Below are 18,749 nucleotides of genomic sequence, written 5' to 3' on the forward strand. Positions count from 1 at the left end.
TTCAACGGCCCGATCGGCGCCGGCGACGCGCATCGCCTGGGCACGCTGCTGTCGGAATCACCGGCGGTGCGTCTGCTGGAGGTCGCCTCTCCCGGCGGCCGCGTCACCGAGGCCGAGCGCATGGTGGCCGCCAATCCCGACGGCACCTACATGGGCGAGGTGCCGCCCCAGCTGCTGGCGATCCCGGTGCTGGAGGTCGAACTCAACCAGGACGGCTCGATCCGGCACATCCGCGTGCTGCGCAAGCCGACGCAGGCCGAGGACACCATCGAGGTCGCCATCGCCGCGGTGCGCCGTGCCGCGCCTTTCGGCGACGTGAGCCGGCTGCCCAAGCCATGGAAGTTCGTCGAGGTCTTCCTCTTCGACGACGACCGCCGTTTCAAGCCGCGCACCCTGGACGATTAAGCGACAGCCGACGGTTCGTCGCCTTGAACCTGGGCCACAATGCCGCCCATGTTCTGGACGCTGCCAACCCTGCTGACCTGGGCCCGCATCGTGGCCATCCCGCTGATCGTCGGGGTGTTCCACCTGCAGATGACGCCCGCCCATCAAAACCTGCTGGCGACCGTCCTGTTCATCGCGGTGGCGCTGACCGACTGGGCGGACGGCTACCTGGCGCGCAAGCTCAACCAGACCTCGTCCTTCGGCGCCTTCCTGGATCCGGTGGCCGACAAGTTCCTGGTCTGCGCGGCGCTGCTGGTGCTGCTGGAGCAGGGGCGGGTCGACGCGCTGGTCGCGCTGGTCATCGTGGGGCGGGAGATCGCCATCTCCGCGCTGCGCGAGTGGATGGCGCAGATCGGCGCGTCGCGCTCGGTGGCGGTGCACATGCTGGGCAAGCTCAAGACCACGGTGCAGATGGTGGCCATTCCCTTCCTGCTCTTCAACGGCACGCTGTTCGGCGTGATCAACACCGCCGTGTGGGGCACCTGGCTGATCTACCTCGCCGCGGTGCTGACCATCTGGTCGATGGTCTATTACCTGCAGAAGGCGCTGCCCGAGATCCGCGCCAAGGTGCGCTGAGCCGCCTCCCCCCGGCTTGTATCGGGACTTCCCCCTTGTCGGGGCCCGAGGGCAATGCGTCTAGAATCCGCTTCCCGCGCCGTTCGGCGGCCTGGCAAACCAATGAGGGGGTACCTTCGTGAACAAGTCCGAATTGATCGAGCACATCGCCAAGCAGGCGGACATTTCCAAGGCGGCCGCGGGGCGCGCGCTGGAAGCGTTGATCGGCGGTGTGAAGACCACGCTCAAGAAGAACGGGACGGTGTCGCTGGTGGGCTTCGGCACCTTCAGCGTCACGAAGCGCGCCGCGCGCACCGGCCGCAACCCGCGCACGAACGAGGCGATCAAGATCAAGTCGGCGAAGGTGCCGAAGTTCCGTCCGGGCAAGGCCCTCAAGGACGCCGTGAACTGACCAGTTCCCGGGCGCTTAGCTCAGTTGGTAGAGCGGCTCCTTTACACGGAGTAGGTCGGCGGTTCGAGACCGTCAGCGCCCACCAAACCCGAGGCTAGAATGCCGCGGCGCAAAGGCGAACCCCGGTTCGCCTTTGTCGTATGTGACGCCGCCCGATGGGCGGCCAGACGCGAGGCCGGCCCCTGCACCGGCCCGTGCGCGTCGACCCTTCCGAGATGACCCGAGGTTGTTGATGTTTGATTTCGTACGCAAGCACACGCGGCTGCTCCAGTTCCTGCTGCTGATCGTGATCCTGCCGTCCTTCGTGCTGGTGGGCGTGGAGGGCTACAGCCGCTTCATGGAGGGGGGCAACACCGCCGTCGCGAGCGTGGACGGCCACAAGATCACGCAGTCGGAATGGGACGCGGCGCTGCGCCAGCAGGTCGAGCGCATGCGCCAGCAGGCGCCCACGATGGACCCGAAGGTCTTCGACTCGCCGGAAGTGCGCAAGGACGTGCTGGAGAACCTGCTGCGCGAGCGTGTGCTCGCCGCGGTGGTGGCCGACGAGCACCGCAACATCACCGACGCGCAACTGGAGGAGATCGTCCGCACCGATCCCCAGCTGGCGCCGCTGCGTGGCCCGGAGGCCAAGCAGATCCTGGCCCAGCAGGGCCTGACGGTGGACGGCTTCCTGCAGCGCCTGCGCCAGGAGCTGCAGATGAACGGCGTGCTGGGCCCGATCGCGCAGAGCGCGCTGCCCACGCAGGCGAGCGCCGGCCTGGCCTTCGACGCGCTGCTCCAACAGCGTGAACTGCGCTTCCAGAGCTTTGCCGCGAAGGACTTCGCCGCGACGCTGACGCCCAAGGACGCCGACCTGGAGGCCTACTACAAGGATCCGAAGGTCTCGTCCAAGTTCCAGCTGCCCGAAAGCGCCGAGATCGAGTACGTCGTGCTGGACGCCGCCGCGCTGCAGGGCGGGGTGACGGTCAGCGCGGACGAGGTGCAGAAGTTCTACGAGCAGAACAAGGCGCGCTTCACCAGCGACGAGGAGCGCCGCGCGAGCCACATCCTGATCAAGGCCGGTGCCGACATGTCGGCGGCGGACAAGGCCAAGGCGAAGGCCAAGGCCGAGGCGCTGCTGGCCGAGGCGCGCAAGAACCCGGCCGGCTTCGCCGAGCTGGCGAAGAAGAATTCGGAAGACCCGGGCTCGGCCGCGAACGGCGGCGACCTGGACTTCTTCGGCAAGGGCGCGATGGTCAAGCCTTTCGAGGACGCGGTCTACGCGCTGAAGAAGGGTGAGATCAGCAACGTGATCCAGTCCGACTTCGGCTATCACGTGATCATGCTGACCGACCTGCGCGGCGGCCAGGTGCGTCCGTTCGAGACGGTCAAGGCGGAGATCGAGTCCGAACTGCGCAAGCAGCTGGCGCAGAAGCGCTACACCGAGATGGCCGAGGACTTCGGCAACACCGTGTACGAGCAGAGCGATTCGCTCAAGCCCGCGGCCGACAAGTTCAAGCTGACCATCCAGAAGGCGACGGTGCGCCGCAAGGCCGCGCCGGACGCGACCGGCCCGCTGGCGTCCGCCAAGCTGCTGGAGGCCGTGTTCGATGCGGACTCGTTGAAGAACAAGCGCAACACCTCGGCGATCGAGGCGGGCGGCAACCAGTTGGTCTCGGCGCGGGTGGTGGCGTACAACGCCGCGCGCGTGCCCGCGCTGTCCGAGGTCAAGGCGGCGGTCGCTGCGGCCTGGGTGCAGGACCAGTCGGCGCTGGCCGCGAAGAAGGCCGGCGAGGCGCGCCTGGCCGAGCTGCAGAAGGGCGGCGATGCCAAGGGCCTGGGCGAGCCGGTGACGGTCTCGCGCGCCAAGCCGGGCGTGCTGCCGCAGAAGGCGCTGGATCAGGTCCTGCGCACCGATGCGTCGAAGCTGCCGGCCTATGCGGGCGTGGACGTCGGCGACGGCAGCTACCTGGTCGTCAAGATCGAGAAGGTGCTGCCGCGTGATCCGGCGCTGATCGACCCCAAGCGTGCGGCCGACCAGTACGCGCGGGCCTGGAGCGCCGCCGAGATGGCGGGCTACTACAACGTCCTGAAGAGCTCGTACAAGGCCGCGATCAAGCCGTCGGCGCTCGCCGCGACGGCCGCCTCGGCGCCGACGAACTGAGCGCTTGGCTGAATGACGCGGGGCGGCACTCGCGCGATTCGAAAGATTTTCAGAAGAATCGTAGAAAGTGCTTCCCACAGAGGAGAAATTCAGCCATAATCTAAGGCTTCTCCGGTGGCTGTAGCTCAGTTGGTAGAGTCCCAGATTGTGATTCTGGTTGTCGTGGGTTCGAGTCCCATCAGCCACCCCACCGAATAAGGCAACGCCGACAATGACTTAGGTCTTGTCGGCGTTTTGCTTTTGGCGCGCTAGAACCCTGGTTCGACGCCCCATATTCCCAAATTGGGAATATGGCGGTCAGTTTGAGGCGCGCGGAACCTCCGTGTTTCGGTCGTAAACCCGGGCCGTCGTGGCCGGGTTCTTGTGGATGTCCGGCAGCTTCCCGGTCTGCTGTTTGTGCAGCGTCACGTAGTACGCGCGCAGGTCGTGGAAGGTGAACCGGTCTTCGGCCTTCAGTGCCCCGGCCTTCATGGCGGCATGCACGCTGCGCTGCCAGAGCGTCTTGAAGCCGTCCGCCGTGTACTGGTTGCGATCGCGCGTCGGGAAGACGTAAAGGCATTCGCGGTCGCTTCGAATGGCCTCGAGGCGGTCCAGCAGCTGCGACAGCTGCGGGCTGATGGAGATCACCTCGATGACCTGCTCGCGCTTCTTGCCCCGCTGCTTCGCGCGGAAGGTTCGGATCTCTCCGGCGGCCCGGTCGACCTGCATCCACGTCAGCGGAAGGAACTCCACTTGGCGGTTGCCGGCCAGGCTCACGTACTCGGCCGCGAAGGCGATGATCCGGCGCTGCGGCGTCTGCTGAGCGAGCCAGTCGAGGAAGCGCTTCAGGACCTCCGCCTTCGGCGAGACCGTGCGCGACTCGCTGCCATGCGGCTCCACGCCGATCGTCGCGTTGACCTTGCAGACGCCCAGCGTGATCCCGTACTTGAACAGGTTCGACAGCAGCGTTTTCTCGATGTCGGCGCGCCGCGGGGAGTCGGCCCGCTCGATGTGCACGTAGCGCGCCACCATTGGTGCGTCGATCTGGCTGATCAGCATCTTCCCGAACGTCTTCGCCAACTGCTTCCATGCGAGGCGGTAGTCGTCCTTCGTGCCGTCGGAGAGCTTCTTCCAGCGCGGCGACGGCCGGCGCTCATCGGTCCACTTTTCCCAGACCCATTTCAGCGTGCCGGTTTCGTCCAACTGGCCCGTGATGTCGAGCACCTGGCGAAGCGCCTTGATGCGATCCGTGCCCAACGCGATCGGCTTGCCGCCGACCGGGTGGTAGCGAAACGAGAACGACCCATCCTTGCGCGGCCGGGCCTCCATGCGGGGAAGCAGACCCAGTGCGATCTGACTCTGCTTGTCACGAGGACGCGACATCAGTGGACGCCCCACACCGGGCCGCCTTCGGTCGCGACTTCCGGTGCAAGCGCGCCACCTCGCACCTTGACGTAGTGCTCGCGACTGACGAGAGGACTTCCATCGGGGCGCCGCTCCACTTTGACGCCAAGGCCCTGAAGGAAGCGTACCTTCGCAGCGTTCTGGACGAGCGGGTGACAGATCTCATCGATCTCTGCCCGGGTGAGGTCTGGGGGTGCTGGGCGCGACGACTCAGCCATTGCGCGACTCCTGGTGCTGTATGGTCTTGGGGAAAGGGGGTTGCATGGACGAGAGGTGGGATGCCGACTTCGAGATCGAGCCGACCGGCGACGGTCGCTTCCACGCCGTGCTGGTACTGACGCCGCCGGCGGAGGTCGGGCCGCCGATCCGCACCGTGGTCCCAGGCGAGTACGACAGCGCCCTCGCGGCCGAGTGGGCTGCCGTGGACGCGTTCGCGGCCATGTCGCGAGGGGCGTGACTGTAGCGGCGCATCAGCGCTGCGCCTCGGCAGCGTGAGCCGACGACTCGCGCTTCGCCCGGGTGATCCGGCCGAGCTGGTTCACGGTGACCTCGACCGCGCCAGCTTGAACCGCAAGCGCGCGCTTCGTCATCGCGATGTCGAAGTGCTCGTGGTGTGTGCCGGCCTTCTGAAGCCACTTCCGTTGAACGCCGATGCGGTCGGCCATCGCGAGCAGCTCCTCGGCGGTGTCCGCGACCATGTGGCACATCTTCATCCGCCCGAACTTGCCCATCTCGGTCAGATGCATGTCGTCGACGTAGACCGCCATCACCGCTCTCCCTGCGCCACGGCGGCGTCGATGGCGGAGCGGACGAGGGGGCGGGTGGGCTGGCGTTGCGCAAAGGGCAACGCTGGGCGTTTATCCGCACTTCCGGGTGTCACATTCGAGCCATGAACCACTGCTCCAGGAGTAATCTCATGACTGAACGTCTGTCCCCCGCCCGTGCCGCCCAGCGCCGCAAGCGCCTGGCCGAGCTGCGTATCGACCTGATCACCTCTCGCATCGCGCTGGAGGGCTACACGGCCGTGCTGGTGGCGCGCTTTCACCGCGCGATCCGCAAGCACTACGCCGCTATGGACGCGCTGGCCAGCGCCTGCCGGGTGAGGTAGCCGGCTCAAGGCAGCCTCCGGAACTCGACGACCCAGACCCAGGGGTTGGCGTCCCAGGCGCCGTCGCCGTTGATGCTGACCCAGAGGGAGGAGAACGAGGCGCGCGGCTCCCGCAGATGGGTGTAAGCGGCCGGGTCCCTCTCGGCGATGTAGTTCTTCCACCATGCGCCGTCCCGCTTCTCGATGCCCTCGGCCACGGCGTCAGCCTCGCTGATGTCCTGCAGCCGCTCGACGCGGACGCCGGTGACCTCCAGCATCAGGCGACAGGCCCAGCGCGGCATGTGTATCGCTGGCGTCCAGGGAAGCGAGGGGCCGTTCCAGCTGGCCGCATGGATGCAATGCGAGGCGGAGCGGAACTGCTCGGGCACTCCGGCGATCCTTCCCTCCCTGCAGCCAGCCCACGCCGTGTAGCCCCAGGTGCCATCCGCCGGCGGATCTGGCGCCCACGTCTCACGCACCCACAGCCGGTCACCGGGCTTGCCGTAGGGGCAGAGCAAGGTGGCAGCAACCTCGTCGTCGCAGTAGACCTCCCACACGCCGCGCTCGCTGTCGTGTTCCGGCATGCATGGCAGGAACTGCTTCACCACCCGCCGGGTCTGCGTCTTCGTGCCGTCGAGCAGGGCGCGCACCATTGGCGCGCTGAATAGAATCGGTCGTTCTTTCAAGGGAGCTCCTATGAATTCAACGATGGCGGTCTACAGCCACGCGGTTGAAGCGATCGAGTCGACGCCGGGCCAGTGGTCGGCAATCGTGCGGACCATCAAGAAGGTGCAGGGCGTCTCAAACGGAATCGGTGATGCCAGAATCCACCGCCTCCCCGGGACATTCGCGACCATGCAGGAGGCGCAAGAGGCGGGACTTGCGTGGTCGAGGTCCGAGTTCAAACCATGGTGAGCGAGCCCATTGACATCACCCCCGAGGAGCGCGCCGCGCTCTACTTCATCCCGCCGTCCGTCGGTGGGAAGCTTGTCCCCGAGGAGCTGCAGCAGCGGCTGCAGGACAAGGGCCTGGCCACGGCACCGCGCGAGGATGGGCGTCGCTGGCTGACTGAACTCGGCGACGAGTTCCGGCGCGGCCGGCGCTGACCGGCCGACGCAGCGGCCATCCTGCGCTGGCAGGCCGCCGCTGCGCATGCACAGCGCGCGCGGCGCTGGCAGGAATGCCACCATGGCCGCAGCAATGAGCGACAGCACTGCGGTCGTCGCGATGATCAGCTCGCGCATGCGGCCTCCTCAGCCTGGCGCAGTTCGACCTTCAGCTCGGCGATGAAAAGGGGCCAGATGTCGCGCCAGGAGCCGACGGCCTGCGGGTGATCGCGGGTCTCAGTCGTGAGCCAGGGCTCATCGAACAGCTCCGAGATGTCGCTGATCTCGCTGCGGGGGATATGCCTCGCCGCCCAGGACGACTCGCACTCGGTCTGCACGGCGTGACAGCCGTCAACCCAACCTTCGACGCTCTCCCGCATCCTGCTGGCGCTGGAGTCGATCTCGTTCCAGGTGTAGCGGGCGGCTTCCTTGCAGATCCGGCGCCGGCGGCGCAGGTTGAGCAGCTCCCGCTGCAGCTTGGCCAGGGTGGCGTCGCCGTCGTACTGCTCCAGGGTGTGGCCCATGAAGCGCCCGAAGACGTAGCCGAAGTCCAGGTCAATCAGGAACTTCCGGAACCGCATGCCGGGAGCGTTCCAGTACTGCGACCAGCTGCCGAAGGTCGAGTTGATCAGGATCTCGCCGCGGGGCCAGTCGGTGCCGTCTTCACGGCGTTCGCTCCACTCACGCACGACGATCGTGGCCCACTCGCCCCGATTGCGCACGCTGTAGACGTCGGCGCCGGTGGTCTTGGTGACGCTCATGCCTCGCTCCTCAACGCCTTCGCGAGTTGCTTGGCGATGGCGCCGATGTTGTTGAGGCTGCTGCGCTCAGCGCGGTCCAGCGTGACCGAAGCGGCAGCAGCGGCGAGCGCATCGCGGCGATGGTCGAGCACGTGACGGGCGGTGTTCTCCCAGTCCATGCCGAACTTGCCGATGAACCACTCGTCGTGGCCGCCGAGCAGAAAGATCGGCACGTCGTTTTGGGCGCCGGCATCGGGCGAGAGCGCTTTCAGACCGTATCGACCCTGGCCGATGAGGCCACAGGCAACCGCTGCGACTTCGAGATCTTCGGCTTCCATCGTGTACGGGTCGCTCGGATTGACGATCTCGAATCTCACAGGACAGCCTCCCCAGACTGCGCCGCAGGAGCGTGCTCCGCCGCGATCTTGGTCGACTGCCCGATGAAGTCCAGCTCGCCGCCCAGGCCTTCGATCAGCGCCGGGATCAGCTGCGCCAGCTCGCCGGTCGCGATCGCCGCGTCGACGTCGAATGCCTCATCCTTGGCAGGCTTGGTGCGGCCGTCGAAGACGATGTCGAGGAACTCGATCCCCTTCACGGTCAGCGCGTCGGTCAGCGTGAACGACACGCGCTCCTTCCAGGTCATCGCGAGCCGCGTCGGCATCTTCCCGGCGGTGAGGTGCCCCTTCAGCTCGTCGATGTCCAGGTTGTGCCGGGCGTAGCGCACCGCGGCCTTCATCTCGTCGGCGGCCTTGACCTCGCAGTCGCGATCGAGCACGAAGTCCGCCGGCGGCACGCCGTCCATCAGCCACGCCGCCATGCATGCAGCCGGCGATTCGGCGGTCTGCAGCAGGTGCATGTTGATCGAGCTGGCTGCGCGCACCAGCAGGGTGATGACGTCGTCGGCCTTGCCGATCGACGGCGCGTCGACCATCAGCAGGCCCAGCGCCGGCGCGATCCAGACCCGAAGGAGCGACTGCCGGGTGAACGCGCGCGGCAGCAGCTCGATGACGGCCTGCTCCTTCAGGTCGCGCTGCTGCTTCTTGCCGGGCCGGCGACCCGACTCGCGTTCGATGGCGTCGGCCATCTCGGCGACGCGGTCGCGGACAACACTGCTCGGCAGCAGACGCTTCTCGATGCACAGGCTCAGCAGCCAGTGCCCATCGATGTTCTCCAGCAGCGGCGCACCGGGCTCGCCGCGAGGCGGCACCCAGCCGGCCGACAGCGCTTGCGTCGCGCCGCAGGGCGTGAAGCGCTCGGTCTCGAGCGCGTCCTGCATCGCGTCGGCGGTGCTGGCCCAGTCCTTGGCCATGCGATAGATGATCAGGTTCTTGAACATGGTTCAGCCTTGTTGCGGGCGGCGGCCCAGCTTCGTGTAGACGTACAGCCCGCATGTGCTGATGCGGACCTCGACGATCACCTCGCCGCGCCGGTCGCCGCGATGGATCTCCCAGTCGGTTTCGTGCCTTCGAAACCCTTCGGCTTCAAGGCGCCGGCGCTCCCGACGGATGGCGAGCGCGCGGCGGGTGATGTCGGTGACCTTCATGGTCCTCAGCCGCGCGCGGTGGCGCGCTCCCAGATCTCGTCGAGGGTGGCGGCCTGCTTCGGAGTCAGCGACCGGCCGGCTTCGAGCTGCCGGCGGATGCTGTCCACGAAGCCCAGCTCCCAATCGCTGAGCTGGGCCTGCCGGGCCTCGCAGTCCTCGACGAGGGTCATCTGCTCGGCGCTCATGGCGTCAGGCCGTGATCTCGGCGTCGACGACCGCGACTCCCGCCTGCGTCTTCTGGATGCCGAAGTACACGGCGATCGCAGCGTCGACGTCTGCCATCGCGCGGTGCGATCCGACGTGGACCTGGTTCGTGAAGTGCTGGTATGCCTCGGCGAGGCTCGGCGTTTTCCAACTGCGGTTGTTGCGCGCCAGCATGGCGTCACTCGGCGGGACCTGGCACAGGTTCACCGAGTTGCGCTGCGTGCAATAGGCCGGCCCGGCCTTCCAGTCGTCGGCGAGGGCGTCGTCGCCGAGAAGACGCTTGATGGCGATGCGCACCAATCGAGCGTCGAAGCTCTCGTTGTGGGCGAAGCGCTCGCTCGAAGTGCCCCACAGCGCCAGCAGGGCCTGCACTGCGAGTGCCTCCGGCACGCCGACGCGCAGCGCGTGCTCCGTGGTCAGCCCGTGGATCTCGGTGACCTCGGCCGGGATGGTCCAGCCGTCCGGGCGGATGATGAAGTCGATGGAGCCATGGACGGCGCCGGTGTCGACGTCGATGACCTTGCCGGCAAGCTGCACGATGTGCGGCTGGCGCGGGTCGCTGCTGGGTTCCTTGTAGAGGGGGATGCCGGTGGTTTCGACGTCGTAAGCGAGCTTGAGGTTCATTGTGAGATCTCGGTGTGGGTTGGTTGGCGCGGCCTGAAGGATTCGAACCCTCGACCTACGAGGTAGAAACTCGCTGCTCTATCCGCTGAGCTAAGGCCGCCGATTGATCAAGGCTTGGTCACCTCCGCAAGAGCCATGTCCGCGAGTGCGCGCAGCGTCAGCGGGGCGAAGCGGCCGAGCGTGTGTTGGCGGCCTTCTTTGCGCTCGACGACGTTGTCGAGCACGACCAGCTCGCCGTGGTCCCCGGCTTGCTCGCCGGACCAGATGAAGGTTCCCCAGCACACGATCCCGCGGTCTCGAAGCCAGCCGCAGACCCATTGCAGCCATTCGGTGTAGTCGTAGAACTTCTCGCCGCCATCCCAGACGATGGACTGGAGATCGGTGCCGGGCACCCACTGCATGTAGCCGTCACCGGGCCGGTTGCCAGTGGCCGTCGCGGGGTCTTCGTTGATCTCCAGCAGAGTCTTCGCCTCGATCATGGTGAGCGGGCGGGACAGCGTCAGGTGGCCGGTGAACTTGGTGGTGTAGCCCATGGTCGGATCTCTTTGGTTGGTGGAAATGGGTGGGGCGGTGCCGGGTTCTGCCCGACGTGGCCGCTGGTCGCCGCTTCCGCTACCGTTACGCGGGCCGCGCGCGACCCGTACCGCATGGACGCCGGCCGCCCCGGTGATCAGTCGTCGGCTTCGGCGTCGGCGATGTCCTCCGGCGACCAGCCGCGGACCTGGTAGGCGAAGGCCTTCCACTTCGCGCGCTGCTCTTCGGTCATGTCGCGCCACGCCGGCGCGATGTCGGAGGCAATGACTGCCCCAGCCTTCAGCGTGAAAGTGCCGCAGTTGCTGCCGATGTCCTCATCGGCGAAGGTCACGCTGATCTCGTCATCGGGGAAGCGTTTCGACAGCAGGACCAGCACGGGTGCCGGGCAGGACCAGGCGGTCTCGAACTCCGCGGTGCCGGCATCGGCGTTGTGCTTCTGCTCGCAGGCGTTCCACTTCGTGCCCCAAGCCTGGCGGGCGAAGTCCATGCTGTGGAGGTAGCCGCAGGCGCGGTAGTTCTCGACGAAGCCGACGAACTGCTGGAAGCTCTCGTCGCTCAGCTTCCTGATGTCGAAAGAGGCCCGGCTGTGCTGTTCCAGCGAGGCGATCAGCGGGTGGCTGCTCACCGGAATTCCACAGACGATCTTCGCGGCGTCCTCGGCATCCACGGCGTAGTCGTTCCACTCGTCGCGCGGTCCGGGAAAGGGCGCCATGGTGGCAAAGTCGATCCGACCCTCGGCATTCAGCATGGCCTTAATGACGTGCTTCGGGGCGGCGATCTTGTTGGTGATCCAGTTCGGCATGTCTTTTCCAGATAGTTGAATGGGTCCCGGACCTTCCTGTCCGGGGTGGCCTTTCGGCTCGCAGAGGCGGGGTTGCCGCGTGCATCAGGGACTCGCACCCCTCTGTCGTCAAAGAGAACGCTGCTCTCCGATCACGCCCCAGCGCGGGACTCGGTGGAGACTGCGTTACGCCGCCTCGGCCAGCTCGGCGATCTCGCCGTGCTGCACCCAGTGCGGGGTGAAGGTCTCGGGCAGGTGGCCGGGCAGCTCCTTCAGGGTCCCGAACATCAGGACGGTGTCGATCTCGCCCTCGCGTGCCAGCACGTCGACCCAGGCCAGCGCGTCGGCGCGGCCCTTCGGGTCGAGAACGTCATAGCGGTCCAGCATCAAGAAGCGCAGGCCCGAAAGGCTGCTAATCGCCTCGGCCAGCATCGCGTCCGCGCGCCAGCGCTCGGCCTCGCTGAGCAGTTGGTAGGGCCGGCCGTCGACGCGGCGGATCTGCATGTCCGGCCCGATGACGATGGCCGGCCATTCCGCGTCATCGGCGGACTGCTTGAGGCGGGCGTTGAAGGGCCCGATGGCTTCGAGCAGCAGCTCGCTGGGAATGCCATCCGGCGCCAGCGCAGCGGCGCACAGGTCCCAGGCCACGACGTCGGCGTGGTGCTCCGCAGCGTCCTTCGTCTTCTTGGCCGCGCTGTCGGCCGCCAGCCTCTGCGACTTCAGCGCGTCGAGCTTGGCGACGATCTCGGCGCGGCGCGCCTTCAGCTTCGCGACCCTGTCCGCGGCCGCCGCCAGGGTGGCGTCGTCCGGGGCGACCTCGTCCGCCAGGCGCTTCGTGATGGCCTCGTGCTCGGTCTGGGCCTGCTGGATCTCGGCGAGGTCGCGCTCGCCGGCGGCGACCGCGTTGGCCATCGTGTCGCGGGAGCGCTGGTATTCCGGCAGGCGGGCCGCGGCCTCGGCGTTGCCGGAGGCGCCGACGCGGCCGTACTCGCGCTCATAGGCGTTCAGCGCGGCCTCGGCGTCGCACTCCTGCGCCGTGGGTTCCTTGTCCGTCGGCGTCTGGCCGAAGGGCAGCAGGTAGGCCACGGCGGCGGCGAGATCGTGGATGAGCCCGACGCGCTTGCCCTGACCGGCCTCGGCCTTCGTCGCGGCGAGTTTCTGATCCCATTCCGCCAGGCCGGCGCGATCGAGCGACAGCTTGTTGTCGGCGCGCTGGTAGCGCTCGACCTTGGCGGCCAGGGCCGGCAGCTTTGCCCGCAGCTCGGCGCGCTGCTTCTCCTCGGCCTGCAGGGCGCCGACGGTCTGCTGGGCGGCGTCGAGGTCCTTCTCCAGCTGCTCCAGCTCCGCGCGCAGCGGCTCCGCGGCGGCGGGGTCATAGGGCGGCGTCACGGCCGCCCAGGTCTTGGCCTTCTCGCTGCCGTAGGTCTCGCTGGTCACGGCGCGCCAATCGGCCTTCGCCTCGGTGGCCTTGCGCGCCGCTTCCTTGTGCGCGGACTCGAAGCCCGACAGCAGCAGCGGCCCGACGCGCTCGACGCGGTCCTTGGCCACGCCGCGCGCGATCAGGCGCTCCAGCACGTTCTTCCGGTCGACCTTGACCTTCATCACGGCGTTGAGCAGCGTCCGGCGTTCCTTGTCGTCCAGCGCCGCGAAGCGATGCGGCTCGCAGACGAAGGGCAGGAACTGGCTCGGCGCGTAGGCGGCGGCGTCGTCGAACACCTTGCCGCTGGGGAACAGGGCGAACGTGACGAGGCCGCTGGCGTGGTGGACCTCGACCTGGCCAGTCTTGGCGCCCTCATGGACGAGGGTCGGCAGTTCCTTCTTGGTCTTCACGCCGCGCGCGACCAGCTCGCCGCCCAGCGCCATGCGCACGGCCTCCGCGATGCTGGTTTTGCCGCTGCCGTTGTACCCGGCGAAGAAGGCGACGGGGGTGGGCAGCTCGACGTCGGCGGTTGCGATGCCGAGGACGTTCTTGATCTCGATGCGGGTCAGTTTCATGGCGATCCTTGCCAATCAGGAGGGGTAGGGGAGGCCCGGCGCGGCGGGAGGGGAGGCCGGACTGCGGGTGCGGTCAGCGCCGGGCCTCGTGACTCATTCCGGGCTCGCCGTCGAGCCGCGGCGGCGGCTGCCGGTGGCCTGCTGCTGCGCCGGCGCCTGGGCGCTCCGCTGCGCCGTGCTCAGCGCGTCGAGGCGGCGGTTGGCGACCTCGATGAGGACGTCGCGGAGGTCGTCCGAGGCCTCGGCCGGGATGTCGCGCACCAGGCCGTTGACCGTGGCGACGTCGGCGGCCTTCTCGATCTGCTCGGCGTAGGCGTCGCCGTCGAAGGCGGGCTGCTCTTTGCCCGGTCCGGCGGTCGTCGCCTCTTCGCCGGCGCTGGCAGCGGCGGCAGCGCCAGCGATCTCCCCGGTGGTCTGGTCGACCGGCGCGTCGGCGGCCGGGCGCTCCTGCGCGACCTCGTCGACCATCGGCGTCGGGCCCTTGCGCAGTTCCGACACGGGCACCGTCGCAGTGGCCGGCGCGCCGGTTTCCATGTCGATGATGTCCTCGGCTTCCTCGCGAGACTGCAGGCCCATCAGCAGCTCCGGCGCGTAGAGCTTTCCGAAGAAGCTGGCGGCGCGGTAGCGCAGCATGACCTCGTCCATGGTCTGCCACTTGCTGCCGTTCTTCGTGTACCAGCCCTCGCGAACGGCCATCTCAATCGAGATCGGCGGCGATTCCAGGCGGTCGCCGGTGGCCAGCTCCTTCACCCAGGCAACGCACAGCTTGTCGAGGATCTCGACGTTCTCGGTCTTCGTGCGGCGCTGGTTGTCCTCCCAGTACGTCGTGACGTAGGGGATGGTCTTCTTGCCCAGCACCATGATCTCGAAGCGCAGCGGCGAGAAGCGGCCGCAGTCGTTGATCGCGGCGATGATCCACTGCGACGACCAGCTCGGGCGGCCCTCCACGATGTAGAGGTTCTGCATCACCATCAGCGGGTCGGCCCCCATGCGCGTCGCCATGTTCAGCGCGACGGCGCAGTTGGACAGCGCGTTGGGGTTCTCGCGGCTCTCCTTCACGTTGCCGTACTTGTCGAGCTTGACGATCTGCGAGCGGTACGCCGAGGGCACGAGCGTCGTCGTCATCAGCAGCTTCGATTGCCGCAGCATCAGCTCGAAGGACTGGGCCGAGCCGAAGCCGGGCGCGTAGTCCGGCTGACGCGCGACCGCGCCGCCTTGCTGCTGCATCGTTTGGAGGGAGAGGGGGGCGTTCATCGCTTCGGTTTCCTTCGTGGTCATTCGTGGAAGTGGCAGGTGTCCCAGCGCGCGCAGTACTTCGGCGAGCAGAGGTGCGAAGAGGGGTTGGGCGGGAAGAGGCCGGTGCGGAACATCCCGGCCGCGATCTGGATCAGCCCGGGACGGTCGTCGTCGCCGACCATCACGCGCTTGGCATCCCAGATCGGGGACACCGCGACTTCGGCGCGCCCCTTCGTGGCCAGGGCCAGGATCTGGCCGCCGACGGTCGGCACGCCCTCGGTGTGCTCGTACATCAGCTGATAGGTGCCGAGCTGGGCGCTGCGGCCCTTGGTCTGCGCGACGCCGTCCACGATCACGCGCGTGCCGGTCTTCACGTCCGGGATGACGACGCCGTCGGGGTGCTGCGCGACCCGGGCGCGGTCCATCGAGCCGGTGAGGCGCACGATCTGGCCGCCACCGCAGTCGATCTCCAGCGGCGTCAATTTCTGCTCGACGCTGATGAAGGCATAGCGCGGCGAGATCTCGGTGCAGTACGCGGCGTGCAACGACAGGCCGATGCGCTCGGCATCGCGCAGGCTGAGGTCGTCCTGCTTGAAGTCGACCTCGCGGTCCGGCTGGTGCAGCGTCGACACGAAGACTTCGGCGGCGTCCATGATGTCGACCGGCTCCGCGCCCGGCAGGCGGCCGGCGTCGAACGCGGCGGTGCTCGCATGGATCGACGTGCCCAGGTGCGCGCGCAGGCCAGCGGTCTTGCGCAGGCCCAGGATGTGCTCGCCCTCCCAGCTGTAGGCGCAGTCAAACAGCTTCGACCAGCTGCTGGCGCGGGCGGTGAGGACGCGGGGGGTGAAGGCGTCGCTCATTGCCTTGCCATCCCCTGAAAGACGCCCACGAGCGTCTGCATCTGCTCGCGCGTGGGGATGCGCAACTGCGGCATGGTCACGAACCGGTACTGGTAGCGGTTGTGGTCCTCGACGATTCGATTGCCGTGGCCGACGATCTCGAGTTCGGGCTCGAAGCCATAGATCGTGACCAGGTGAGCGATCAATGCGCTGGCCGTCGGAGCTTCGACTTCCTCCAGCGGAACCCAGGGTGTGCAGAGGGCATCGTTGATGACCCGTCGGCACTCAACATGATGTGTAGCGGGAGGCATCGCCTCCTTGGCCCAGCCTTGTGCGATGGGAGTGACGTGCTCGTGGACGAACCACACGCGTGTCCAGTCCTCGATCGACAGGAAGGTCGAAAGGCGGGCTTGCTCGCGTTCCTTGATCGTGGGCAGTGCCATGCGCTTTGCATGGGCGGCCGCGATCTTGCGGCGGAGCGACTCGACGTTCATGAGCTGCTCCAGCTCGGGCAGGGTCCACTCGATCACTTGGCGGCTCCCAGGTAGGCCAGCCCGATCAGCACCACCACCGCGACGGTCGTCGCCGTGGGGTGATGCAGGAACCAGCGCTCCAAGCCATGGACGCCGCCGAGGCGGGCACGGCGCGGCGCCGGCTCGTTCTCGAAGCCGAAGTCGCTGCAGGCCTCGGCCGGCGCCGGAGCGCGCGAGAAGCTGGCGTCGCAGGGCAGCGCATCGACGCGCTGCCAGCTCTGCGGCGCCGGCACCGGCGCGTCGTCGTGGTGCTCGGTGCAGCTCATGCTTCGCTCGATTCCATAGCGAGGGCAGGGGTGTCGGTGACGCGGGCCAGCTCGGCGCGACGCTCACGGCGATCGAGCACGTCTTCCAGTTCGCGGCGGGCCGCCAGCTTGTTGGCGACGCGCACGATCTCGGCCTGCGTGTCGTCGTCGGCCAGGAAGCGCTCGTTGATCGCGTCCATCGCGGCGCAGCGCGTCGCGGCGGGCTGGGCGGGGTCGTTGCGGATCGCGACCAGCATCGACACCGGCGTGGAGGCGAAATCCTCGGCGGTCTTGTCGCGCAGGACGCCCTTGACGTTGACGTGCTCGGCGCCCTTGCAGACGAAGAATTCCCAGTCGGCATAGCGCTCGACCTGGCCCAGCAGGACGGTGCGGGCTTCCGCGATGTCGTGGACCGTGACGATCGGATCGAGGGTGATGCGGCGTTCGCTCATTCCGGGCTCCCTTGTTGGTGAGTTCGGAATGAATATTAAGCGCGGCGCTTCTGCCAAGTCAAGCGGCGCGCTTAATTTGTTTTCTGGCGCCTGAGCTGCCGCTCGCGCAGTCGGAGAGCGGGGCGATAAAGTGGTCGACGGGAGGAGCCCATCATGAGAATGAGCGTCGCGGCCCTGGGGATCGCGGTGGGATGTGCGGTGTCGGGCCTCGCGGCTGGCCAAGCCGAGCCGCAACAAGCCGAAGCCGAGCGACTAGCGATCGGATTCCTTGCCCGGAAGCAGGGCGCGCATGCGGGCAGCGAACGCGTGGAGCGCGCCCAGTTCCTCTACGCGGTGAGAGGCGCCGTCAGTGCGCTGCGGCTTCACGGCCTGGCCTGCTTCCCAGCGGGCTCAAGCCTTGAAGGCGTCGCCACGGAGGTGGCCGAGCGCATAGTCGCGCAGTCCACACTGCAGCCGCTCGACATCGGTGCAGCGGTAGCCATCGCGGCGGTGGACAAATGGCCTTGCAGGGAAGGCCAAGTCAGTTCGATTCCGAGGTGACCTATCCAGCGGTGGCGCCTGGCGGCTTCTCGCCCGAATAGGTCGTGAAGGTGATCGGCCCGCTGAGGGTCACTGCGAACTGGTGAATGCTCCCGGCGACGCTCACTGCCGGCAGCTTTGCCAGCTTGCTAGCTGCGGTCGGCTTTTCGTTTTCCGGCAGGCTGGACATGATGAGGTCCAGGATGTCAGTGCCAGGCTTTGTCTTGCGATCCATGCGTTACTCCCTGCAACATCCTCGCAAGGTTCCCGACACGCTGTCTAGGTGTAACCACTGACAGGGGCGCTGTCGGGTTTGGACCGTCATATCCGTTGCAGGATCAGGCCGAGCAGTGCGGCTATCAGAAGTAGCAGCGCGATCAGCGCACCCCTGAAGATCAGCTTTGATCGGTGCCTGAAGTCGTACCCGCAGCTGGGGCAGTAGGGCGCATGCTCCCAATTCGGAGCGCGGCATTTTTCAACCGGACAGATCATTGCTGCGTCGGGCGGTGGAGTGCGCATCGAGTTCAGATTGATGTCGCCATAGACGGTCGACCCGAACTGCTGGACGTCGCCGAACCGGAACTCTGGCTGCTGCTGCTGGGAGTCTTCCATGGCACCGCGAAACTGCTAACAACGGTGTCATTTTTATTAATATCGGCCGCTGCCGGCTTACAGAACTCCCTCTTTAGTCGGGTTGCGCGCGCACCACATCACGGAACCTTCACGGCGCTTCGCACTGCTGGTGCGGCGGCCTCGGCGGTCCGGGCGGCATAGAGTGCATCCACGAGCTGAATTATCTCGTCGGCCGGCGGGAGCTGCTTGTCCTGCTCGATCGACGTGGAGATCAGCTCGACAGCGCAGTCGCGCCAGGTCGGGCTTGGGGCGGTTCCAGCGAGCAGGGCGGCGAGGTCCTCACGAACCGTCATCGAGTCAGGCGCCCTCGCGAGCGTCGCGCACAGCTCGACGGCCGCCGCCCTGGCAGACGGGGCAACCTTGGCCAGCGCCGAGCTGAGTACGGCGATGGCGTCGCCGACGGTGACGCTGGCGAAGTGCTGCGTCTTGCGGACCTGCGGAGCGTCGGCCAGCGCGGTAGCCGCCGACTCGGTGCCGTGGTCCACGTCCATCCACCCTCGGTCCACGGCCACGGCCTCTTCAATACGCCGCGCCATCGCGGATCCCATCTCCCGCGGCCGGCCGGACTTCTTGTCCGCCGTCTGATTCCGAATCTGGCTCAGGTAGACCGAGGTCGTGCCGGCCGCTTCGGCGACTGCTTCAAGCTTCTTCAGCTTCTTGATCACCAGCTCGAGGTTCTCCCGGCGGATCGTTCCGATCGTCTTCATGCGCGGCACTTTGAGCGGCACGCTTAAAACGGCC

At 67.3% G+C, this 18,749-nt stretch carries 28 protein-coding genes, 3 tRNA genes and 1 pseudogene; 11 read left to right on the forward strand and 21 right to left on the reverse strand.

Annotation, left to right across the window (positions count from 1 at the left end):
* The 6 genes and pseudogenes from CS062_RS17330 to CS062_RS17355 all read left to right on the forward strand — a co-directional run.
* Window positions 1–405 (forward strand): annotated as a pseudogene (locus CS062_RS17330) (hypothetical protein); the annotation flags it as partial.
* A gap of 48 nt (window positions 406–453) precedes the next feature.
* On the forward strand, window positions 454–1,020 hold the full coding sequence (gene pgsA / locus CS062_RS17335; protein WP_099862840.1) for a CDP-diacylglycerol--glycerol-3-phosphate 3-phosphatidyltransferase: 567 nt from the start codon (window positions 454–456) through the stop codon (window positions 1,018–1,020).
* Window positions 1,021–1,138: 118 nt separating this feature from the next.
* Window positions 1,139–1,411: an HU family DNA-binding protein gene (locus tag CS062_RS17340; RefSeq protein WP_099862841.1), complete on the forward strand. Its 273-nt coding sequence runs from the start codon at window positions 1,139–1,141 to the stop codon at window positions 1,409–1,411.
* 9 nt (window positions 1,412–1,420) lie between these two features.
* A tRNA-Val gene (locus CS062_RS17345) sits at window positions 1,421–1,496 on the forward strand.
* A 147-nt stretch (window positions 1,497–1,643) separates the two neighbouring features.
* Entirely contained in the window at window positions 1,644–3,554 is a 1,911-nt protein-coding gene (locus CS062_RS17350; protein ID WP_099862842.1) for a peptidylprolyl isomerase, read from the forward strand.
* 114 nt (window positions 3,555–3,668) lie between these two features.
* Window positions 3,669–3,744 (forward strand) — tRNA-His (locus CS062_RS17355).
* 107 nt (window positions 3,745–3,851) lie between these two features.
* Here CS062_RS17355 and CS062_RS17360 read toward each other — a convergent pair.
* The gene (locus CS062_RS17360; protein WP_099862843.1) at window positions 3,852–4,916 is read right to left on the reverse strand and encodes a tyrosine-type recombinase/integrase; all 1,065 of its coding nucleotides are present in this window, start codon (window positions 4,914–4,916) and stop codon (window positions 3,852–3,854) included.
* 283 nt (window positions 4,917–5,199) lie between these two features.
* On the opposite strand from CS062_RS17360, the gene CS062_RS17365 reads away from it, so the two are divergent.
* Window positions 5,200–5,394 (forward strand): hypothetical protein, encoded by a 195-nt coding sequence (locus CS062_RS17365; protein WP_143742393.1) that lies wholly within the window; start codon window positions 5,200–5,202, stop codon window positions 5,392–5,394.
* 13 nt (window positions 5,395–5,407) lie between these two features.
* Here CS062_RS17365 and CS062_RS17370 read toward each other — a convergent pair whose 3' ends face one another.
* Window positions 5,408–5,704 carry a DUF4031 domain-containing protein gene (locus tag CS062_RS17370; RefSeq protein WP_099862845.1) on the reverse strand — a complete coding sequence of 99 codons (297 nt, stop codon included), beginning with the start codon at window positions 5,702–5,704 and terminating at the stop codon, window positions 5,408–5,410.
* Between the two features lie 149 nt (window positions 5,705–5,853).
* Between CS062_RS17370 and CS062_RS17375 the strand changes: the two genes are divergently transcribed.
* Entirely contained in the window at window positions 5,854–6,045 is a 192-nt protein-coding gene (locus tag CS062_RS17375; protein WP_099862846.1) for a hypothetical protein, read from the forward strand.
* 5 nt (window positions 6,046–6,050) lie between these two features.
* Here CS062_RS17375 and CS062_RS17380 read toward each other — a convergent pair whose 3' ends face one another.
* Entirely contained in the window at window positions 6,051–6,710 is a 660-nt protein-coding gene (locus tag CS062_RS17380) for an ASCH domain-containing protein (protein ID WP_099862847.1), read from the reverse strand.
* 10 nt (window positions 6,711–6,720) lie between these two features.
* Here CS062_RS17380 and CS062_RS17385 point away from each other — a divergent pair, with 10 nt between their 5' ends.
* A complete protein-coding gene (locus CS062_RS17385) occupies window positions 6,721–6,939 on the forward strand; it encodes a hypothetical protein (RefSeq protein WP_143742394.1) in 219 nt (72 codons plus the stop codon).
* The gene (locus CS062_RS17390) at window positions 6,933–7,130 is read left to right on the forward strand and encodes a hypothetical protein (RefSeq protein ID WP_099862849.1); all 198 of its coding nucleotides are present in this window, start codon (window positions 6,933–6,935) and stop codon (window positions 7,128–7,130) included. Before CS062_RS17385 ends, CS062_RS17390 begins: the two co-directional genes overlap by 7 nt.
* A 125-nt stretch (window positions 7,131–7,255) precedes the next feature.
* Here the strand turns inward: CS062_RS17390 and CS062_RS17395 are convergent, their stop codons facing one another.
* From CS062_RS17395 to CS062_RS17465, 15 genes are all read right to left on the reverse strand, one after another.
* Window positions 7,256–7,891 carry a phiTE_072 family protein gene (locus CS062_RS17395; RefSeq protein ID WP_099862850.1) on the reverse strand — a complete coding sequence of 212 codons (636 nt, stop codon included), beginning with the start codon at window positions 7,889–7,891 and terminating at the stop codon, window positions 7,256–7,258.
* A complete protein-coding gene (locus tag CS062_RS17400; RefSeq protein WP_099862851.1) occupies window positions 7,888–8,247 on the reverse strand; it encodes a hypothetical protein in 360 nt (119 codons plus the stop codon). The genes CS062_RS17395 and CS062_RS17400 overlap by 4 nt, the downstream gene beginning before the upstream one ends.
* Complete coding sequence (locus CS062_RS17405) at window positions 8,244–9,206, reverse strand: recombination-associated protein RdgC (protein ID WP_099862852.1); 963 nt, start codon at window positions 9,204–9,206, stop codon at window positions 8,244–8,246. The genes CS062_RS17400 and CS062_RS17405 overlap by 4 nt, the downstream gene beginning before the upstream one ends.
* A 3-nt stretch (window positions 9,207–9,209) precedes the next feature.
* Entirely contained in the window at window positions 9,210–9,413 is a 204-nt protein-coding gene (locus tag CS062_RS17410; protein WP_099862853.1) for a hypothetical protein, read from the reverse strand.
* Window positions 9,414–9,418: 5 nt separating this feature from the next.
* A complete protein-coding gene (locus tag CS062_RS17415) occupies window positions 9,419–9,598 on the reverse strand; it encodes a hypothetical protein (protein WP_099862854.1) in 180 nt (59 codons plus the stop codon).
* Between the two features lie 4 nt (window positions 9,599–9,602).
* Window positions 9,603–10,241, reverse strand: a complete 639-nt coding sequence (locus CS062_RS17420) for a 3'-5' exonuclease (protein WP_099862855.1) — start codon at window positions 10,239–10,241, stop codon at window positions 9,603–9,605.
* Window positions 10,242–10,265: 24 nt separating this feature from the next.
* Window positions 10,266–10,341, reverse strand: a tRNA-Arg gene (locus CS062_RS17425).
* 7 nt (window positions 10,342–10,348) lie between these two features.
* Complete coding sequence (locus CS062_RS17430; protein ID WP_099862856.1) at window positions 10,349–10,774, reverse strand: hypothetical protein; 426 nt, start codon at window positions 10,772–10,774, stop codon at window positions 10,349–10,351.
* A gap of 137 nt (window positions 10,775–10,911) precedes the next feature.
* A complete protein-coding gene (locus CS062_RS17435) occupies window positions 10,912–11,577 on the reverse strand; it encodes a DUF1281 family ferredoxin-like fold protein (RefSeq protein WP_099862857.1) in 666 nt (221 codons plus the stop codon).
* 165 nt (window positions 11,578–11,742) lie between these two features.
* A complete protein-coding gene (locus CS062_RS17440) occupies window positions 11,743–13,551 on the reverse strand; it encodes an AAA family ATPase (RefSeq protein ID WP_099862858.1) in 1,809 nt (602 codons plus the stop codon).
* Window positions 13,552–13,644: 93 nt separating this feature from the next.
* On the reverse strand, window positions 13,645–14,805 hold the full coding sequence (locus CS062_RS17445) for a hypothetical protein (protein ID WP_233218115.1): 1,161 nt from the start codon (window positions 14,803–14,805) through the stop codon (window positions 13,645–13,647).
* 20 nt (window positions 14,806–14,825) lie between these two features.
* Entirely contained in the window at window positions 14,826–15,647 is an 822-nt protein-coding gene (locus CS062_RS17450) for a RecB family exonuclease (protein ID WP_099862860.1), read from the reverse strand.
* Window positions 15,644–16,156 carry a hypothetical protein gene (locus CS062_RS17455; RefSeq protein ID WP_099862861.1) on the reverse strand — a complete coding sequence of 171 codons (513 nt, stop codon included), beginning with the start codon at window positions 16,154–16,156 and terminating at the stop codon, window positions 15,644–15,646. Before CS062_RS17455 ends, CS062_RS17450 begins: the two co-directional genes overlap by 4 nt.
* Window positions 16,153–16,425, reverse strand: coding sequence for a hypothetical protein (locus CS062_RS17460; RefSeq protein ID WP_099862862.1), 273 nt, complete (start codon window positions 16,423–16,425; stop codon window positions 16,153–16,155). Before CS062_RS17460 ends, CS062_RS17455 begins: the two co-directional genes overlap by 4 nt.
* Entirely contained in the window at window positions 16,422–16,856 is a 435-nt protein-coding gene (locus CS062_RS17465) for a hypothetical protein (protein WP_099862863.1), read from the reverse strand. Before CS062_RS17465 ends, CS062_RS17460 begins: the two co-directional genes overlap by 4 nt.
* A gap of 153 nt (window positions 16,857–17,009) precedes the next feature.
* Between CS062_RS17465 and CS062_RS17470 the strand changes: the two genes are divergently transcribed.
* On the forward strand, window positions 17,010–17,396 hold the full coding sequence (locus CS062_RS17470) for a hypothetical protein (protein ID WP_099862864.1): 387 nt from the start codon (window positions 17,010–17,012) through the stop codon (window positions 17,394–17,396).
* A 1-nt stretch (window position 17,397) separates the two neighbouring features.
* Here the strand turns inward: CS062_RS17470 and CS062_RS17475 are convergent, their stop codons facing one another.
* From CS062_RS17475 to CS062_RS17485, 3 genes are all read right to left on the reverse strand, one after another.
* Entirely contained in the window at window positions 17,398–17,610 is a 213-nt protein-coding gene (locus CS062_RS17475; protein WP_099862865.1) for a hypothetical protein, read from the reverse strand.
* An 86-nt stretch (window positions 17,611–17,696) separates the two neighbouring features.
* A complete protein-coding gene (locus CS062_RS17480) occupies window positions 17,697–17,987 on the reverse strand; it encodes a hypothetical protein (RefSeq protein ID WP_099862866.1) in 291 nt (96 codons plus the stop codon).
* Window positions 17,988–18,085: 98 nt separating this feature from the next.
* Window positions 18,086–18,715 (reverse strand): hypothetical protein, encoded by a 630-nt coding sequence (locus CS062_RS17485; RefSeq protein ID WP_099862867.1) that lies wholly within the window; start codon window positions 18,713–18,715, stop codon window positions 18,086–18,088.
* Window positions 18,716–18,749: the final 34 nt, after the last annotated feature.

Source organism: Roseateles chitinivorans (assembly GCF_002761755.1).
Lineage (GTDB): Bacteria > Pseudomonadota > Gammaproteobacteria > Burkholderiales > Burkholderiaceae_C > Roseateles > Roseateles chitinivorans.

What these genes read in the sequence shown, in the direction of transcription:
- CS062_RS17440 (WP_099862858.1), bottom strand. Translation starts at nt 13,551, where the DNA reads ATGAAACTGACCCGCATCGAGATCAAGAACGTCCTCGGCATCGCAACC.
- CS062_RS17360 (WP_099862843.1), bottom strand. Translation starts at nt 4,916, where the DNA reads ATGTCGCGTCCTCGTGACAAGCAGAGTCAGATCGCACTGGGTCTGCTT.
- CS062_RS17370 (WP_099862845.1), bottom strand. Translation starts at nt 5,704, where the DNA reads ATGGCGGTCTACGTCGACGACATGCATCTGACCGAGATGGGCAAGTTC.
- CS062_RS17365 (WP_143742393.1), top strand. Translation starts at nt 5,200, where the DNA reads ATGGACGAGAGGTGGGATGCCGACTTCGAGATCGAGCCGACCGGCGAC.
- CS062_RS17450 (WP_099862860.1), bottom strand. Translation starts at nt 15,647, where the DNA reads ATGAGCGACGCCTTCACCCCCCGCGTCCTCACCGCCCGCGCCAGCAGC.
- CS062_RS17420 (WP_099862855.1), bottom strand. Translation starts at nt 10,241, where the DNA reads ATGAACCTCAAGCTCGCTTACGACGTCGAAACCACCGGCATCCCCCTC.
- CS062_RS17350 (WP_099862842.1), top strand. Translation starts at nt 1,644, where the DNA reads ATGTTTGATTTCGTACGCAAGCACACGCGGCTGCTCCAGTTCCTGCTG.
- CS062_RS17485 (WP_099862867.1), bottom strand. Translation starts at nt 18,715, where the DNA reads ATGAAGACGATCGGAACGATCCGCCGGGAGAACCTCGAGCTGGTGATC.
- CS062_RS17470 (WP_099862864.1), top strand. Translation starts at nt 17,010, where the DNA reads ATGAGAATGAGCGTCGCGGCCCTGGGGATCGCGGTGGGATGTGCGGTG.
- CS062_RS17395 (WP_099862850.1), bottom strand. Translation starts at nt 7,891, where the DNA reads ATGAGCGTCACCAAGACCACCGGCGCCGACGTCTACAGCGTGCGCAAT.
- CS062_RS17390 (WP_099862849.1), top strand. Translation starts at nt 6,933, where the DNA reads ATGGTGAGCGAGCCCATTGACATCACCCCCGAGGAGCGCGCCGCGCTC.
- CS062_RS17480 (WP_099862866.1), bottom strand. Translation starts at nt 17,987, where the DNA reads ATGGAAGACTCCCAGCAGCAGCAGCCAGAGTTCCGGTTCGGCGACGTC.
- CS062_RS17460 (WP_099862862.1), bottom strand. Translation starts at nt 16,425, where the DNA reads ATGAGCTGCACCGAGCACCACGACGACGCGCCGGTGCCGGCGCCGCAG.
- CS062_RS17415 (WP_099862854.1), bottom strand. Translation starts at nt 9,598, where the DNA reads ATGAGCGCCGAGCAGATGACCCTCGTCGAGGACTGCGAGGCCCGGCAG.
- CS062_RS17405 (WP_099862852.1), bottom strand. Translation starts at nt 9,206, where the DNA reads ATGTTCAAGAACCTGATCATCTATCGCATGGCCAAGGACTGGGCCAGC.
- CS062_RS17465 (WP_099862863.1), bottom strand. Translation starts at nt 16,856, where the DNA reads ATGAGCGAACGCCGCATCACCCTCGATCCGATCGTCACGGTCCACGAC.
- CS062_RS17430 (WP_099862856.1), bottom strand. Translation starts at nt 10,774, where the DNA reads ATGGGCTACACCACCAAGTTCACCGGCCACCTGACGCTGTCCCGCCCG.
- CS062_RS17475 (WP_099862865.1), bottom strand. Translation starts at nt 17,610, where the DNA reads ATGGATCGCAAGACAAAGCCTGGCACTGACATCCTGGACCTCATCATG.
- CS062_RS17375 (WP_099862846.1), top strand. Translation starts at nt 5,854, where the DNA reads ATGACTGAACGTCTGTCCCCCGCCCGTGCCGCCCAGCGCCGCAAGCGC.
- CS062_RS17410 (WP_099862853.1), bottom strand. Translation starts at nt 9,413, where the DNA reads ATGAAGGTCACCGACATCACCCGCCGCGCGCTCGCCATCCGTCGGGAG.
- CS062_RS17445 (WP_233218115.1), bottom strand. Translation starts at nt 14,805, where the DNA reads ATGAACGCCCCCCTCTCCCTCCAAACGATGCAGCAGCAAGGCGGCGCG.
- CS062_RS17435 (WP_099862857.1), bottom strand. Translation starts at nt 11,577, where the DNA reads ATGCCGAACTGGATCACCAACAAGATCGCCGCCCCGAAGCACGTCATT.
- CS062_RS17385 (WP_143742394.1), top strand. Translation starts at nt 6,721, where the DNA reads ATGAATTCAACGATGGCGGTCTACAGCCACGCGGTTGAAGCGATCGAG.
- pgsA (WP_099862840.1), top strand. Translation starts at nt 454, where the DNA reads ATGTTCTGGACGCTGCCAACCCTGCTGACCTGGGCCCGCATCGTGGCC.